This is a genomic window from Niveispirillum irakense DSM 11586 (assembly GCF_000429645.1).
Lineage (GTDB): Bacteria > Pseudomonadota > Alphaproteobacteria > Azospirillales > Azospirillaceae > Niveispirillum > Niveispirillum irakense.
Window position 1 is genome coordinate 387576 of record NZ_AUCG01000016.1, and the last position, 15962, is coordinate 403537.

The window sequence follows — 15962 nt, forward strand, 5'->3', positions numbered from 1 at the left end:
CCTCGTCAGGCCTGGGCTGCCAGATCGACCGGCATGTCGCCTTCCTGCACCATGCGCCCGACATGGTCGGCCAGACGCAGGGCAAGTGCGGCGATGGTCAAGGTGGGGTTGGCCCAGCCGGCGGTGGGGAAAACGGAGCTGCCGGCAATATGCAGGTTGGCCTTGCCCCACACCCGGCAATCCCGGTCCACTACACCCTGACGCGGGGTGGTGGACATGCGGGTGGTGCCAATATGATGGTGGCCCCCCTGCAATATCTCGTGATGATCATCGCCTTCCAGATGGGTCGGCCAGTCACCATCGGGCGTCAGCAACCAGTCATCCATCACCGTGCGGCCCAGCCCAAGGCGCTGGAATTCCTGGCCCACCAGCCCGGTCAGCACGCGGGCGGAGCGCTTGTCGATATCCGACAAGCGCCAGTCCAGCCGCGCCCGGCGATAGCCCAGCCCGTCAATCTGATCCGACAGGGTGACGCGGCTGTCCGGATTGGGCGCCTGCTCCCCCCGCACCAGCAGATAAATCGCTTCGGGCTTGGCGATCAGCGCACGGCGACGGACATAGCGCCGGACCAGATTGGCCGGCAATTCCCCCATCACCGGCAGCAGGGCCAGCAGGTTGCGCCCGGCCCCTTCCGGCCACCAGATCCCCTTCTTCCAGCCAGCATTCAGGTCCGACGCCGCCTTGGTCACCGAGGGCAGCGACCGGTAATAGACAGCGATGGAGCTGTTCAGCACGCCATGGGTTTCCTGCGCCTTGGCCGACAGGACCAGGCTGGGGCAAAGCGCTGCCATGTCACGCGGATAGAAGCTGCGGAACTGTTCCAGCAGGCGGTAGGGGTCATCGGTCCGGACCTCCGCCGTGCGGCATTTGGGATGCTCCATGAAGAAGCGGCCCACCATATCCTGGGCATTGCCGATGCCGGCCCGCTCCACCCGGGTGGAGGCCAGCATCAGGCGCGCATTCTCGATCCCGCCGGCAGCCAGCACGAAATGGCGGGCGCGGACCCGGTGGCGCCGCCCGCCGATCCCGGCCAGAAGGATGCTTTCCACCCGGTTGGTATCCGGGCTGACACTGATCTCCACCGCCGTGCCGTGCAGCAGTAATTGCACATTGGGATTGCCGATCAGGTCGCGCTTATACTGGTCGCCAAAGCGCACCGCCTTCAGGCGCCAGAAGCGCACTTCCACCTGTTCGGGGTCCAGGCCGGGGTCGTCGATCCCCGCCTCTTCCCACAGGTCGCGATAGCCGCTTTCTGGATCGGCCTCTCCCACCCCGCATTCCACCGCCGCCTGACGGTAGAAGGCACCCAGATCGGACGCTTTCACGGGCCAGCCGCTGTGGGGCACCCATTTACGCCGTTCGAAATCGATCGGGTCCAGCGGCACACAGCGGCCGGACCAGGTATTGCTGGTGCCGCCCAGGCCACGGTTGCGGGAAACATCCAGGGCGTAATAGGGCAGGCCGACATTCTCGCCCCGGTTCAGTTCCTGCGCCGCCGCTTCCAGCGTGGCGCCGCCACTTTCCACCAGACAGACGGACACACCCGTAGCGGCAAAGCGCCGGGCCATCAGGATTCCGGCAACGCCGGCGCCGATGATGCAGACATCGGCCTCGAAACCCTGACCATCTTCGATCATATGCAGGTCGGTCAGCACGGCATTTCACCCGTGATTGCAGAGAGGTTGTGCCGTGTACGCACGGGCGCGCGGGTGCATTCCCCGCTGCGGCGCACAATTAAGCGCAGCCCAGCCTTGCAATTACCGCTCATGTCGATCGCGCAGGCATGCGCTGCGCGAGGGGCGCCATAATTTCGATCGGATCGATGGAATAGGCTCGCGCCCGGCGCGTCTATGCTGACAGACTGCCCATTCCCCTGCTGACGGAAGCGCCCTTGTTACCCGATATTCCCCCCCACATCCCGGCCCTGCGGCGCTACGCCCTGGTGCTGACCCGTGATGCCGACCGGGCGGAAGATCTGGTGCAGGAAGCGTTGTCGCGCGCCATTGCCGGCGCGCGAAGCTGGCGGCCGGGGGGCAGCCTGCTGACATGGCTGCTGGCGATCCAGCACAATACCTTCATCTCCGGCTGGCGGCGGGAACGGACCGAACGGGACGCGCTGAGCCAGATCGCCCAGGCCGGCATGGGGGATGCCGGCAGCCCCGCTGCACAGGCAACGGCGGTGGAACTGGGACAGGTGATGGAAGTGCTGATGACCCTGCCCGACGGCCAGCGCGAAATCCTCGTGCTGGCTGCCGTGGAAGGGTTGAGCTATCGCGAGATCGCCGACATCCATGACGTACCGGTGGGTACTGTCATGTCACGACTGTCCCGCGCGCGTGAAGCGTTGCGGGCGGCGTTGAACGCAAGACCGCCCGCAAGGGGAAGGGCGGCCCTGCGTGTGGTGGAAAAGAAGGAGGGGTAAGGGGATGGACGATCCGGTGACGGAGGATGAAATCCAGGCTTATGTCGATGGGCAGTTGGATGCCCGCCGACATGCCATGGTGGAACGCTGGCTGGCGGCCCGGCCCGATATCGCCGCCCAGGTCATGGCCGACAAGGCACTGGCCGGGCTGCTGCGAACCGGGCTGACGGCGGCGTCCACCCCGCCACAACCGCGCCGGCTGGAAACGGAGCGTCAGGCCCGGCGGCTGGGCCGCCGCCTGCTGGTGCGGCGGGTCACGCGCGGCCTGGGACAGGCGGCGGTGGCATCGCTGCTGCTCAGTGCCGGGTGGGGGCTGCATGCCGGGCTGGCGGCAGTCTATAGCCCTGCCGATGCCGCCCCCCGCATCCCGCTTTTTGTGGATGAGGCAGCAGACGCCTATCGCACCGCGATGCGGGAAAACATTACCGAACACAAGCTGACCTATCAGGATCTGACAGCGCCATCGCAACTGGCCTCGCTGGACCCTGCCAGCAGCGTGACCATCCCCCTGCCCTCCCATGGCTGGACGCTGCTGGGCGCCCAGATCGTTCCATGGGACAAGGGGGACGCGGCACAAATCTTCTGGCAGGGCAACGACAAGACGCTGGTGCTGTTCGCCTCCCAAACAGACGACAATATCTTTCCCGCCCTGAACGAGGATGGCTTGCAGGTGGCGACCCTGGACCAGCACAGCTACGTCTATTGGCGCGCGGGGGAACAGGTCTATGTCCTGTCCGGCAACCTGACGGAAGATGTGTTGCTGCTGATTGCCAACAGCCTGCAGCAGCAGACGGGCTGATCCCGATCACGCCACCGGTGCAGCCAGCGCCACCACCATCCCGTCCGGCAAGGGGTTGTCGAAACTGACATGCGCCCCGCCGGGCGCCAGGGCCCGGATGGCGAAGGGGACTGGTTCGGCAGCCCCCGGCAGATGGACACGTCCCCGCACATCCGGGTGCGAGAGGCCAAGCCCGTGCAACGTGGCGCCGCCGGTGGACAGTTCCACCAGCCGCACCGGATGGCGGCCCTGCGGCGCATCAAGCGACACATCGCAGGTCAGATCGGTTGGATAGCGGGGGGCTGTCCGCCGGTCGGCATCGGGCGTGGATGTCCTCACCACCCGCACCAGCAGGGAGCGGAGATGCTGAACCGCCTGCTCCACATCACTGGCATTGGCGCGCACGCCATCGGCCTGGGCACCGGCCGCTGCGGCATCCCCCGCCACGGCGGCAATCAACGCCGACACCTGATGGGCGGCCTGGGTTGTTTCCACCACATTGCGCGTAATCTCCTGCGTGGCGGCGGCCTGCTGGGCCATGCCCTCGGCGATAACGCTGGCCACTTGGTCGATCTGCTGGATACGCTGGCCGATACCGGCCACGGCAGCCACCGCCTGGGCGGTGGATGTCCGGATATCGGTAATACGGGTGCGGATGGCATCGGTGGAATGGGCCGTCTGGGTCGCCAGGTGCTTCACCTCCTGCGCGACGATGGCAAAACCGCGCCCAGCCTCGCCGGCCCGCACCGCTTCAATCGTCGCATTCAGGGCCAGCAGATTGGTCTGGGATGCGATCTCTGCGATCAGATCCGCCATGCTGCCAATCCCTTCGACATGGCGGCTCAGGCTGTCGATGACCGCCATCGCGGCCTCCCCCTGCGCCACAGCAGCCTGCGTGCTGTCGCTGGTCTCCACGATCCGGTCGGCGATGGCGCCGATGGAAGCGGAAAGCTGCTCTGCCGCGGCTGCCACCGCCTGGGCATTGGCCAGGGCCTGATCAGCCGCCGCCGCCACGCCGCCGGAAGCACTGCCCACCCGGTCAGCGGAATCCGCCATGGCGTCGGCATCTTTCGCCATCAAGCCTGTCCGCTGGGCCACCCGCGCCACGGCCTGGGTGCTTTCCTTCTCCACCGTCTCTGCCATTTCCCGCACGGCGCGCAGGCGTTGCGTCGTCACCCGGCGTTCACTTTCCGCCGCTTCTTCCGCCCGATAGGCCAGTTGCGCCCGCAACACCCGCAACCGGCCGGTGACAAGCGCGAATTCCCGCATCTTTGGCATCTCGATTGTGTGGCGACGCGGATCCTGGGTGATTGCTTCCAGATGCTGCGCCAGACGGGCCAAGGGCGCGCTCATCCCCCTGCGCAGCAGAAACCCGGCTAGCAGCGCAAAAACCAGTCCCCCCAGCAGCAGCAGGATCAGGGCATCAGCATAGAGGCCGATCTGATCCTGCATCAGCGCCATATCCGGATCAGGGGCGGCAATGGCCTGCTGCACCGCCCAGAGCGCGCCAAGACCGGTGCCCGCCATCATGGTCAGAAAAAGGGTCAAACCGGCAAAGGCACCATGCAGACGCATGGAGAGACTGTGGGTCATACGCCAGAACCAGCCCCCCAGCCCCGCTGGCCGCACCTCCCCGCCGCGCAGCCGTATCGACTGGGGGCCCTCCCGGCGCAGGGACTGGTAAAGCTGTTCCGCCGCTGCCACTTCCTGGCGCTGCGGACAGGTGCGCACTGACAGGAAACCTGTCACCTGCCCGCCTTCCACCACCGGGGTCACATTGGCCCGGACCCAGTAGAAGCGGCCATCCTTGCGCCGGTTTTTGACCAGCCCTTCCCAGGCCCTGCCGGCGCGGATGGTCGCCCACAAATCGGCAAAGGCCGCTTTGGGCATGTCGGGGTGGCGCACAATATTATGGGGCCGGCCGACCAGTTCCTCTGCCGTATATCCAGACGCGCGGACGAAGGCGTCATTCACAAACTCAATCCGCCCCTGCCGGTCTGTCCGTGAAACCAGGACGTCGTCAGCACCGATCTGCCATTCATCCATCATCGCCGCCTTGCCCGATTGGAAGCAGGCGGAAGATGTATGTAAAATTAATACAAAATCTTAGATATAGATCAATTCAAACAAATAATATGGGCAGTGTCACAACCTGCAATCGTGAATAAAATTCATTCATTTCTGCCGGAAGAAAGTTTATCGACATAACCATAAATCAATTCGGATCAATATTACCTTTACGCTCCCCTCCTGACAGGGAGATCAGCCTATCAACTTGGGAAAGAAAGTCTTTTTCATCAATTAGATAACCGGGGATACCGGCCGCATGGGCCGCTTCCAGGTCGCTCTGGCGGTCACCGATGAGAAAACTGGCGACGCGGTTGACCGGCCAATGGTCCATCAGGTCCAGCAGCATGCCGGGGGCGGGCTTGCGCCAGTCATGGACGCGGCGATAATCAGGGTGAACGCCGTCGGGATGGTAGGGGCAATAGCGCCAATCATCAATGCGGGCCCCGGCGGCGGCCAGTTCCGCGCCCATCCAGTCATGCAGGCGCCGGACCGTGGCCTCATCATAATAGCCGCGCGCCACGCCCGCCTGATTGGTGACCACAAACACCCAGTAGCCCGCCTGGTTCAACCGGCGGACAGCCTCCATGGCGCCCGGCACCCAGATGATCTGGTCGGGTCGGTGAGGATATCCGGTATCCCGGTTCAAAACCCCGTCCCGGTCCAGAAAGGCGGCGGGGCGCGGGGTCATTCGCCCTGACCAGGCAGGCTGTAATTGAAATCGTAGAAATGATCGCCATTGGTGATCTTGATCCGCATCTCCCCGGTAATGCCCACCAGATCGCCCGTGCCGCTATCGGGCACGACGGAGATGGACAGATGCTGATGTCCCCTGTCCATGGTGCCGACATGGCGCAGCACGAAGCTGCCCTGCCGCCCCTGCAAGGTGCCGGTCACCCGCTCAACCGCCACATAGACGGCTGATCCTTCCGTGCCCGTCATGGCGGTCAGCATGCGTCCCTTGCCCACAGCATCCAGCGGACCGTGGAAGCGCTTGTCCAGCAGCATCATGCCCAATGTGGTGCCGTCGGCGGCATCGGGTGTGCCATCGGGCTTCATCGATACCTCGAAGGCACCGGTCGCATGCAAATCCATCTGCTTCCCCTTTCCACGCCACGGGTATGGCGGAACCATAAGGGAACCCGGCCTGCCGACAAACAAAAACCCCCGCTGGATCGCTCCAGCGGGGGTCTTCGCATTCAGGCCAGTTCGGCTGAACGGCGTGGGACTTAGAAGTCCATGCCGCCCATACCGCCCATGCCACCCATGCCGCCCGGGGCAGCGCCACCAGCGGCGGGCGGCTGCGGCTTCTCGCCGATCATCGCCTCGGTGGTGATCAGCAGGCCGGCGATGGAAGCGGCGTCCTGCAGGGCAGCGCGCACAACCTTGGTCGGGTCGATGACGCCGAACTTGAACATGTCGCCATATTCACCGGTCTGGGCGTTGAAGCCGTGGTTGGTGTCAGCCTGCTCCAGCAGCTTGCCGACGATCACAGAACCGTCGAAACCGGCGTTCTGGGCGATCTGACGGACCGGGGCCTGCAGGGCCTTGCGGACGATGTCGATGCCGAACTTCTGGTCCGCATCGGCGGCCGTCAGCTTCTCCAGGGCCTTGGTGGCGTACAGCAGGGCTGCGCCGCCGCCAGCGACGATGCCTTCTTCCACGGCGGCGCGGGTGGCGTGCATCGCGTCATCAACGCGATCCTTGCGCTCCTTCACCTCAACCTCGGTCGCACCACCGACGCGCAGAACCGCAACGCCACCGGCCAGCTTGGCCAGACGTTCCTGCAGCTTCTCGCGGTCATAGTCGCTGGTGGTTTCTTCGATCTGGGCCTTGATCTGGGCGATGCGGGCCTCGATGTCAGCCTTGGCGCCTTCACCATCAACGATGGTGGTGTTGTCCTTGGAGATCGTGACCTTCTTGGCGCGACCCAGCATGTCCAGGGTCACGTTTTCCAGCTTGATGCCCAGATCTTCGCTGATGACCTGGCCGCCGGTCAGGATGGCCATGTCTTCCAGCATCGCCTTGCGACGATCACCGAAGCCCGGGGCCTTGACGGCGGCGATCTTCAGACCGCCACGCAGCTTGTTGACCACCAGGGTGGCCAGCGCCTCGCCTTCCACATCCTCGGCCACGATGACCAGCGGACGGGAGGACTGAACGACGGCTTCCAGCACCGGCAGCATGGCCTGCAGGCCCGACAGCTTCTTTTCGAACAGCAGGATGTACGGGCTTTCCAGGTCCGCAACCATCTTGTCGGCGTTGGTCACGAAGTAGGGCGACAGGTAGCCGCGGTCGAACTGCATGCCTTCGACGACATCCAGCTCGGTCTCCAGGCTCTTGGACTCTTCAACCGTGATCACGCCTTCGTTGCCGACGCGGGCCATGGCTTCGGCGATCTTCGCACCGATGAAGGCTTCGCCGTTGGCGGAGATGGTGCCGACCTGGGCGATCTCGTCGTTGGTCGTGACCTTGCGGGAACGGGCCTGGATGTCGGCCACGACGGTGGCAACAGCCAGATCAACGCCGCGCTTCACGTCCATCGGGTTCATGCCGGCGGCAATGGCCTTGGCGCCTTCACGAACGATGGCCTGGGCCAGCACGGTGGCGGTGGTGGTGCCGTCGCCGGCCAGATCGGCCGTCTTCTGCGCCACTTCCTTCACCATCTGGGCGCCCATGTTCTCGAACTTGTCGGACAGTTCGATTTCCTTGGCGACCGAGACACCGTCCTTGGTGATGCGGGGAGCGCCGAAGCTCTTCTCGATCACGACGTTGCGGCCCTTCGGACCCAGGGTCACCTTCACGGCGTCGGCCAGAATGTCCACGCCGCGCAGCATCTTGGCGCGGGCGTCGGAGCCGAACTTAACTTCCTTGGCAGCCATTATTTTCGTCCTTCGAATGAATAGGGATCAGATAGGGTTCAGTGAACCGACTCAGGCGGACATAACGCCCATGATGTCGCTTTCCTTCATGATCAGGTATTCGACACCGTCGATCTTCACTTCCGTACCGGACCACTTGCCGAACAGAACGCGGTCGCCGGCCTTCACGTCCAGGGCGATCAGCTTGCCGGATTCGTCACGGGCACCGGAACCAACCGCAACCACCTCGCCCTCCTGGGGCTTTTCCTTGGCGGTGTCGGGGATGATGATGCCGCCGGCAGTCTTCTGCTCGGATTCGACGCGCTTGACCACGACGCGGTCGTGCAGCGGACGGAACTTCATGGATCTCTCCCTGAGATAGGCAAAAGGGTTTGGCGTGAGCCTTGTGTTAGCACTCACGCTCGGTGAGTGCCAAAGAGCTATTCAACGCCCCCCTCCCTGTCAAGAGGCGCCTTGTCACAATTCAGGGACAGATGGGTGACAGTTTGGCAGCGCCCCCGCCAACAGAAAGCTAAGTTATTGATATAGAAATATATTATGAGACAGAAAAAGAATGCCAGACTTCCCCCCCCAGCTACGCGGCTCTCATTCTTTCCAAGGGAAGGGAACATCTTCCTGAGAACACGCTTCGGCCATCGGCCCTATGGCAACTTGCATAACCGTCACCCTGGCCCGGTATCTTTCCGTCGGTTTCCGTTCAGGCTTTCTGTATTTTGCTCCTACCAACAACCCAGCCGGGGAAACCGGCTTTCGGACAGGGGCAACAGACAGTGAAGATCAAGCGCATCCTTTTGGGGACCGTGGCAGGGGTGGTCGTGCTGGCGGCAGGGGCTGCCACCTGGGCCATCTTCGGGCCCTTACCCATCCACCCGACGATTGAGCGCCAGACCATCCTTCAGGTCATGGACAGTCCGGAGACCTTGAGCCAGATCGGCCTGATTGATGGCACCTTACTGGATTTCCACAGTGGAAAGCTGGATGAGATCAGCCAGGAGCAGCAGGAAAAAAGCAGAGCCGACCTGTTGGACGCTATCCGCGAGTTGGAGGGCTATAAGGACCTGACCGGCCAGGAAGCGATTTCCCAGAAGGTGATGCTGGAATTTTACCGCACCCAGCTTGGCCTCTCGAATTTCTCCTGGTCCAGCCCGGCCGCCACGCTTTACCCGGTGGATCAGCTTTTCTCTGCCCCTGTGCGCCTGCCGCAATTCTTTGCCAACGGCCATAATGTGAACAGCGCGAAGATGGCAGAGCGCTATGTCAGCCGCCTGAAGGCCGTGCGACACAAGTTCAGCCAGTTGGAGCAGGCGGTGCGTGACCAGGCCGCTGCCGGGGTGGTGCCGCCGGATTTCGTCATCGACAAGACATTGGTTGTGCTGGACGGTTTCACGCAGCCGGCGCCGAAGGACAATCCCCTGATCACCAGCTTCGCCACACGGCTGGAGAAGGTGGAGGGGCTGTCGGCGGATGCACGGGCAAAACTGCTGGCTGAGGCGACCAGCGCCGTGGAACAGGATGTCTATCCAGCCTATCGCGGGTTGGCGACGCTGCTGCGGGATGAGATCCGCCCCAAGGCCACCGCCGATGCCGGCGTGTGGCGCCTGCCCGATGGCGATCGTTTCTACAAGGCATCCCTGCGCTCCTACACGTCGGTGGATATGGAACCCGATGCCATCCACGCCCTGGGGCTGGCAGAGGTAGAACGGATCAGCGCAGAGATGGATGCGCTGCTGCGCGGCCTCGGCCTGACCGAAGGCACCGTGGCGGAACGCGTGCGCCAGTTGGAGCAGGACCCGGCCCAACATTATCAGGGCGGCCGTGCATCTTATGCGGAGGAACTGGCCGATTTGAAACGCATGACCGATGCGGTGATGGCCAAATCCGGCGAGTGGTTCAACAAGCTGCCGCCCCAGCCGGTGGATATCCAGGCCGTGCCGGAATATGCGGAGGCGACGGCACCCGGCGGCTATTACAACCCGCCGGCCCTGGACGGGTCGCGGCCGGGCATTTTCTATATCAACATGGGCGAGAAGTCGCGGGCGCCGAAATTCTCACTCCCCACCCTGGTCTATCATGAGGCCGTGCCCGGCCATCATTTCCAACTGGCCCTGGCCCAGACCATCGAAGGCATCCCCACCTTCCGCAAGCTCTATCCCTTCTCCGCCTATGCGGAGGGCTGGGCGCTCTATGCCGAGTTGCTGGCCAAGGAAATGGGCATGTACGACAATGACCCGCATGGCGATATCGGCCGTCTGCGGGACGAATTGTTCCGCGCCGTGCGGCTGGTGGTGGATACCGGCATCCATGCCAAGCGCTGGAACCGGGACCAGGCCATCGCCTATATGCGCGACACGACCGGCATGCGCGAAGAAGGCGTTGTGATCGAGATCGACCGCTACATCGTCATGCCCGGCCAAGCCTGTGCCTATAAGCTGGGGCAGATCAAAATCCTGGACCTGCGCGACAAGGCCAGGGCGGCCCTGGGCGACAAGTTCGACATCAAGGGCTTCCATGATGTCGTGCTGGGTTCCGGCGGCCTGCCGCTGAGCGTGCTGGAAGGGCTGGTGAATGACTGGGTGAAACAGAAGGCCGCTGCCTGACGGGTGGCCAGCGCCGCCCCTTCTCCCTGGGAAGGGGCGGCGCTGATCCCGACCGGTGAACCCAGATACGTCAGAGGGACCGCAGCCACCGGGCGCCAATCGCCACCCCGATCAGCCCCACGCTCAGCAGCAGCAGGGCGGCTGACAGGCTAGTCAGATGGGCGATGAAGCCGATCAGGGCCGGCCCGGCCAGAATACCGGCATAGCCCATGGTGGAGACTGCCGGCAGGGCCAGACTTTCCGGCATCCGCTTCTGACGCCCAACACTGCTGAACAGGACAGGCACGATGTTGGACGCACCGATCCCGACCAATGCGTAGCCGAACAGCGCCCCCTGCCAGAAGGGCAGCAGCGTGGCGATGGCAAAGCCCGATGCGGCGATCAGTCCCCCCAGGGTCAACACCCGGATCGGGCCGAAATGATGGACGATCCTGTCCCCGGCAAAGCGGCCCACCGTCATGGCGGCGGCAAAGGCGGCATAGCCCAGGCCGGCAAAGGCCGGGTCCATACCCACCACCGTGTCAAGGAACACAGCACTCCAATCCAGCATCGCCCCTTCTGCCAGAAAAGTGACGAAGCACAGCAGGCCGATCAGCAGAACGATACCGCGCGGCAAGGCGAAGGCAGGCCCTTCCGATTGGCTGCCATAAGGCAACAACCCGCCATAGGCCAACCCCAACAGCACCAGCAGGCCGATCACGACAAGGCCGACCGCCAGTAAAGGGGTGGCCCCCACCCCGAGCAGCGCCGCCATCCCTGCCGCACCGACAATACCGCCAACGCTGAACAGGGCATGGAAGCCGGACATCATCGGGCGACCTGCTTCCCGCTCGACAATAATTGCCTGCACATTGATGGTCACATCGGCCGTACCAATGGCAGCGCCAAAGAGGAACAGGGCCGGCACCAGCCAGACCAGCGCACTGGCCGCGGCCAGCAACGGCAGCATGGCAACCGCAATGACAGCGGAAACGATAATCACGGCCCGGCAGCCGAAACGGGTCGCCAGCACACCGGCCAGCGGCATCATCAGAATGGAACCGGTGCCCAGTGCCAGCAGCAACAGGCCAAGCGTGCCATCGTCAAGCCCGGCCCGCGCCTTTACGAAAGGGACCAACGGCGCCCAGGCCGCCGTGGCAATACCGGCAAAGAGAAAGACCAGCCGTGTGGCCAGCCGCGCTGCGGGAACCGCCGCAACGGAAGTAACGGATGTCATGATCGGCCTGAAGTCAGTCAGCTATATGGATCGTGGTGCCGGCATCACGGATGGAGGCCAGCAGGTCGGCCGGCACACCGGTACCGACAACCAGATGATCGATGGCGCTGATGCCTGAGACGGCAAAGGGGGCGGTGGTACCGATCTTTTCCGGCGTCGCGGCCAGCACCACGGTACGGCTGGCACCAATCATCGCCTGTTTGAACTCGGCATCTTCCATCATGAAACAGCGAACACCCGCTTCCGCCGATATCGCACAAGCGCCCACGAAGCAGAGATCGGCTGCGTAGGCTGCGATATCACGGACTGCACGGGCCCCGATCGTACCGCCCACACGGGCATCCATGACGCCGCCGACCAGGATCACCTCAAACCCGCCCCGTTCCAGCAACAGCAGGGCAATATCAGGCGCATTGGTAATGACCGTGATGCCCGCCCCTTCCTGCAAACAGGCGGCGATGGCACGGTTGGTACTGCCGGCATCCATGAAGATGACAGTGCCAGGCCGGGCCAGATCGGCCGCATGGCGCGCAACCAGCGCCTTGCCTTCCGGATTCTGCCGGTTTCGCGCCTGAAGATCCCCGGTCGCCGGTGATCGGCGGAGCGCCCCGCCATAAACCCGCTGGCAAATTCCCAAGGCGGCCAATTCGCGCAGGTCACGCCGGATCGTATCCTCAGACGTTCCCAATTCACGCGCGAGATCAATGGCCAAGACCTTGCCATCCGCTTCCAGCCTTTGCCGGATCAGCCGATGTCTCTCTTCTGGAAGAATGGGCGAAACAGACATAAACACGTAACCTTCACGCATGAACCTGCGGAGAGATTACGCATTAGCCAGACCATATCAAGCATAAACTTTAAATATCGTGCAAAAACACGTATTCCAAATTTTAAGCCACGCGAAAAGCAAAAAGGCCGCCGGGTTGCCCCGGCGGCCTTCTTACTACTCTAACGACCTGAACAGATCAGGCCAATCCGTTGCCGGATCAGTCGTTCTGCTGGCGGCGCTTCAGAGCGGCGCCCAGGATGTCGCCCAGCGAGGCGCCCGAGTCGGACGAGCCGAATTCGGCCATCGCGGACTTCTCTTCCTCGACTTCCTTGGCCTTGATCGACAGGCCGATCTTGCGGGAACCGCGATCGACCTGGGTGACCTTGGCGTCGACCTTTTCGCCAACGGCGAAGCGGTCGGGGCGCTGCTCGGAACGCTCACGGGACAGGTCGGACTTGCGGATGAAGCCGGTGAAGCCTTCACCAACCTCAACCTCGATCCCGCCTTCGGTGATCTGGGTCACGGTGCAGGTGACGACATCGCCCTTCTTGACGCCAGCGGCTGCGCTCTCGAACGGATCGGAAGCGAGCTGCTTGATGCCCAGGGAGATGCGTTCCTTCTCAACGTCAACGTCCAGGACCTTGACCTTGACCTGATCGCCCTTCTTGTATTCCTGGATCGCCTGCTCGCCGGGGGTGTTCCAGTCCAGATCGGACAGGTGCACCATACCGTCGATGTCGCCCGGCAGACCCACGAACAGACCGAATTCGGTGATGTTCTTGACCTCGCCTTCCAGCTCGGTGCCGCCCGGGAACTTCTCGACGAAGGCTTCCCAGGGGTTCTGCATGGTCTGCTTCAGACCCAGGGAGATACGGCGCTTCACCGGATCCACGTCCAGCACCATCACTTCCACTTCCTGAGAGGTGGAAACGATCTTGCCCGGATGGACGTTCTTCTTGGTCCAGCTCATCTCGGAGACGTGCACCAGACCTTCGATACCGGGCTCCAGCTCCACAAACGCACCGTAGTCGGTGATGTTGGTGACGCGACCCTTGAACTTGGCCTGCGGCGGGTACTTGGCTTCCACGCCTTCCCACGGATCGGCCTCAAGCTGCTTCATGCCGAGGCTGATACGCTGGGTCTCGGAGTTGAAGCGGATGACCTGGACCGTAACGGTCTGGCCGATCTGCAGGGCTTCCGACGGGTGGTTGATGCGGCGCCAGGCGATGTCGGTGACGTGCAGCAGGCCGTCAACGCCGCCCAGATCAACGAACGCACCGTAATCGGTGATGTTCTTGACCACGCCCTGCAGGATCTGGCCTTCCTTGAGGGAGGCGACCAGCTCGGAGCGGGCTTCCGCACGGCTTTCTTCCAGCACGGCGCGGCGGGAAACGACGATGTTGCCGCGCGAGCGGTCCATCTTCAGGATCTGGAACGGCTGCGGCGTGCCCATCAGCGGGGAGATGTCGCGAACCGGACGGATATCGACCTGGCTGCCCGGCAGGAAGGCCACGGCGCCATTGAGATCGACGGTGAAGCCACCCTTGACGCGACCGAAAATGATGCCGGTGACGCGGCTCTGGTCGGTGAAGGACTTCTCCAGCAGGGTCCAGGCTTCCTCGCGCTTGGCCTTCTCACGGGACAGGACGGCTTCGCCGTTCTTGTCTTCCATGCGCTCCAGATACACCTCAACGGTGTCGCCGGTCTTCAGCTCGACCGGCTGGCCCGGAACGGCAAATTCCTTGAGGGCGACGCGGCCTTCGGACTTCAGACCAACGTCGATCAGCACCATGTCGTTGTCGATGCTGACAACGCGGCCCTTGACGACGGTGCCTTCCAGGCTGTCGGCAGTGCCGAACGATTCTTCCAGCAGGGCGGCGAAGCTTTCCTTCGCGGCGGAAACCTGTGCCATGTAAACTCCAATGGGCAGACTGTTTCGGGTTGCTCTTAACGGCGCTTCCACCCATCCCCGGCACGCCCGAACCGGTTCTGTAGCTTCACCACCGCCGCACCGGGCACCGCGCCCGGCGACTTGGCCTTGATCACCACCGGCAACAGGCCGGCGCTGTCCTGATCCCGAAGAGACCGGCGCCGGGCGCCAGCCTTGATGAAGGTCCATGGCTACGCCACGATAGCGCGGCGAGGACGTTCAAATAGCTGAACGCGAGCAGCACCGCCGGGACCATACCGGTCCCTGGTGCCGCACGCGTCACGTTCCTTCATACCCTTCGGGGCAAGGCGGGCTATATAGCCGGAATGGCGGCCGCCCGCAACCGATAGAGTCGCATAGGGCAAGGCCTCCGTCGGTTATCATACCGAGCTCGAGAAATCTTGACCTCGGTATCCGCGCCGACCGGCGTGGCGGCCCATGCCGCCAAAGTCAGTACATTCTGACAGGTCAGAATGTACTGACGCGGGTATCAGAGGTGCGACCGGATCACCCGCATGGCGGCATCAAAGGCGGCATCGGCATCCAGGTCGGACGTGTCCAGCACCACGGCATCTTCCGCCGGCACCAGGGGGGCGAAGGCGCGGGTCGTGTCGCGCTCGTCGCGGGCGCGCATATCGGCCAGCACCGCGTCGAAATCCACGCCCTTTTCCGCGCCGCCCAGTTCCTTGAACCGGCGCGTGGCCCGCACTTCCACGCTGGCGGTGACGAACAGCTTTACCGGTGCGTCAGGGCAGATCACCGTGCCGATATCCCGCCCATCCAGCACCGAACCGGCGGCACCATCCGGCGGCGTGGCGGCAAAGCCGCGCTGGAAATCCAGCAAAGCCTGCCGCACGCCCGGATATGCCGACACAATGGAGGCGGCCTGCGCCGTCGCATCCTGGCGCAAGGCGGGATCAGCCGTCAGATCGCGGATCTGCGCGGCATCCAGGGCGCGGGCCGTGACGGTTGCCCGTTCAGCATCGCGCAGATCGGTACCGGCGCGCAGCATGGCCAGCCCCACCGCCCGATAGAGCGCCCCCGTATCCAGCAACGCATAGCCCAGGGTCTGGGAAACGCGGCGGGCCAGCGTACCCTTGCCGCTGGCGGCGGGACCATCAATGGCGATGACGGGTGCAACCGATGAGACGGGGGACATGGGGAAAACTCGTCGAAAAGCGGTGGAACAGGGGGATACCCTGGCGCGCTGATACCCACAGCGTCAAGCCCCCGTGGAGATATGCCACAGGGGCGATCACTGAGGATGCAAAGGGTGCCTGACGGGTGGAGATGCCGGGCAC

Annotated in this window: 13 protein-coding genes; 3 read left to right on the forward strand and 10 right to left on the reverse strand. The window is 63.7% G+C overall.

Annotated features, from left to right (window positions below; genetic code table 11):
- Window positions 1-5: 5 nt before the first annotated feature.
- A complete protein-coding gene (locus G473_RS0105260) occupies window positions 6-1655 on the reverse strand; it encodes a GMC oxidoreductase (RefSeq protein ID WP_051329899.1) in 1650 nt (549 codons plus the stop codon).
- Window positions 1656-1891: 236 nt separating this feature from the next.
- Between G473_RS0105260 and G473_RS0105265 the strand changes: the two genes are divergently transcribed.
- Both G473_RS0105265 and G473_RS29015 read left to right on the forward strand, forming a co-directional pair.
- Entirely contained in the window at window positions 1892-2422 is a 531-nt protein-coding gene (locus G473_RS0105265) for a sigma-70 family RNA polymerase sigma factor (RefSeq protein ID WP_084437641.1), read from the forward strand.
- A gap of 4 nt (window positions 2423-2426) precedes the next feature.
- Window positions 2427-3221 carry an anti-sigma factor family protein gene (locus tag G473_RS29015; RefSeq protein ID WP_051329901.1) on the forward strand — a complete coding sequence of 265 codons (795 nt, stop codon included), beginning with the start codon at window positions 2427-2429 and terminating at the stop codon, window positions 3219-3221.
- Window positions 3222-3227: 6 nt separating this feature from the next.
- Here G473_RS29015 and G473_RS25195 read toward each other — a convergent pair whose 3' ends face one another.
- The 5 genes from G473_RS25195 to groES all read right to left on the reverse strand — a co-directional run bounded on the left by G473_RS25195 (window position 3228) and on the right by groES (window position 8491).
- Window positions 3228-5249, reverse strand: a complete 2022-nt coding sequence (locus G473_RS25195; protein WP_051329902.1) for a methyl-accepting chemotaxis protein — start codon at window positions 5247-5249, stop codon at window positions 3228-3230.
- A gap of 166 nt (window positions 5250-5415) precedes the next feature.
- Window positions 5416-5958, reverse strand: coding sequence for a D-glycero-alpha-D-manno-heptose-1,7-bisphosphate 7-phosphatase (locus tag G473_RS25200; protein WP_051329903.1), 543 nt, complete (start codon window positions 5956-5958; stop codon window positions 5416-5418).
- Window positions 5955-6362 carry a DUF3224 domain-containing protein gene (locus G473_RS0105285; protein ID WP_029012248.1) on the reverse strand — a complete coding sequence of 136 codons (408 nt, stop codon included), beginning with the start codon at window positions 6360-6362 and terminating at the stop codon, window positions 5955-5957. The genes G473_RS25200 and G473_RS0105285 overlap by 4 nt, the downstream gene beginning before the upstream one ends.
- Window positions 6363-6496: 134 nt before the next feature.
- On the reverse strand, window positions 6497-8149 hold the full coding sequence (gene groL / locus G473_RS0105290) for a chaperonin GroEL (RefSeq protein WP_029012249.1): 1653 nt from the start codon (window positions 8147-8149) through the stop codon (window positions 6497-6499).
- 51 nt (window positions 8150-8200) lie between these two features.
- The gene (gene groES / locus G473_RS0105295) at window positions 8201-8491 is read right to left on the reverse strand and encodes a co-chaperone GroES (protein WP_029012250.1); all 291 of its coding nucleotides are present in this window, start codon (window positions 8489-8491) and stop codon (window positions 8201-8203) included.
- Between the two features lie 428 nt (window positions 8492-8919).
- Here groES and G473_RS0105300 point away from each other — a divergent pair, with 428 nt between their 5' ends.
- A complete protein-coding gene (locus tag G473_RS0105300; protein ID WP_035705383.1) occupies window positions 8920-10746 on the forward strand; it encodes a DUF885 domain-containing protein in 1827 nt (608 codons plus the stop codon).
- 70 nt (window positions 10747-10816) lie between these two features.
- On the opposite strand, the gene G473_RS0105305 is transcribed toward G473_RS0105300, so the two are convergent.
- The 4 genes from G473_RS0105305 to cmk all read right to left on the reverse strand — a co-directional run bounded on the left by G473_RS0105305 (window position 10817) and on the right by cmk (window position 15820).
- Complete coding sequence (locus G473_RS0105305; protein ID WP_029012252.1) at window positions 10817-11962, reverse strand: MFS transporter; 1146 nt, start codon at window positions 11960-11962, stop codon at window positions 10817-10819.
- Window positions 11963-11975: 13 nt separating this feature from the next.
- Complete coding sequence (locus tag G473_RS0105310) at window positions 11976-12749, reverse strand: DeoR/GlpR family DNA-binding transcription regulator (RefSeq protein WP_029012253.1); 774 nt, start codon at window positions 12747-12749, stop codon at window positions 11976-11978.
- A gap of 199 nt (window positions 12750-12948) precedes the next feature.
- On the reverse strand, window positions 12949-14643 hold the full coding sequence (gene rpsA / locus G473_RS0105315) for a 30S ribosomal protein S1 (RefSeq protein WP_029012254.1): 1695 nt from the start codon (window positions 14641-14643) through the stop codon (window positions 12949-12951).
- A gap of 508 nt (window positions 14644-15151) precedes the next feature.
- Entirely contained in the window at window positions 15152-15820 is a 669-nt protein-coding gene (cmk, locus tag G473_RS0105325; protein WP_029012255.1) for a (d)CMP kinase, read from the reverse strand.
- Between the last annotated feature and the right edge of the window lie 142 nt (window positions 15821-15962).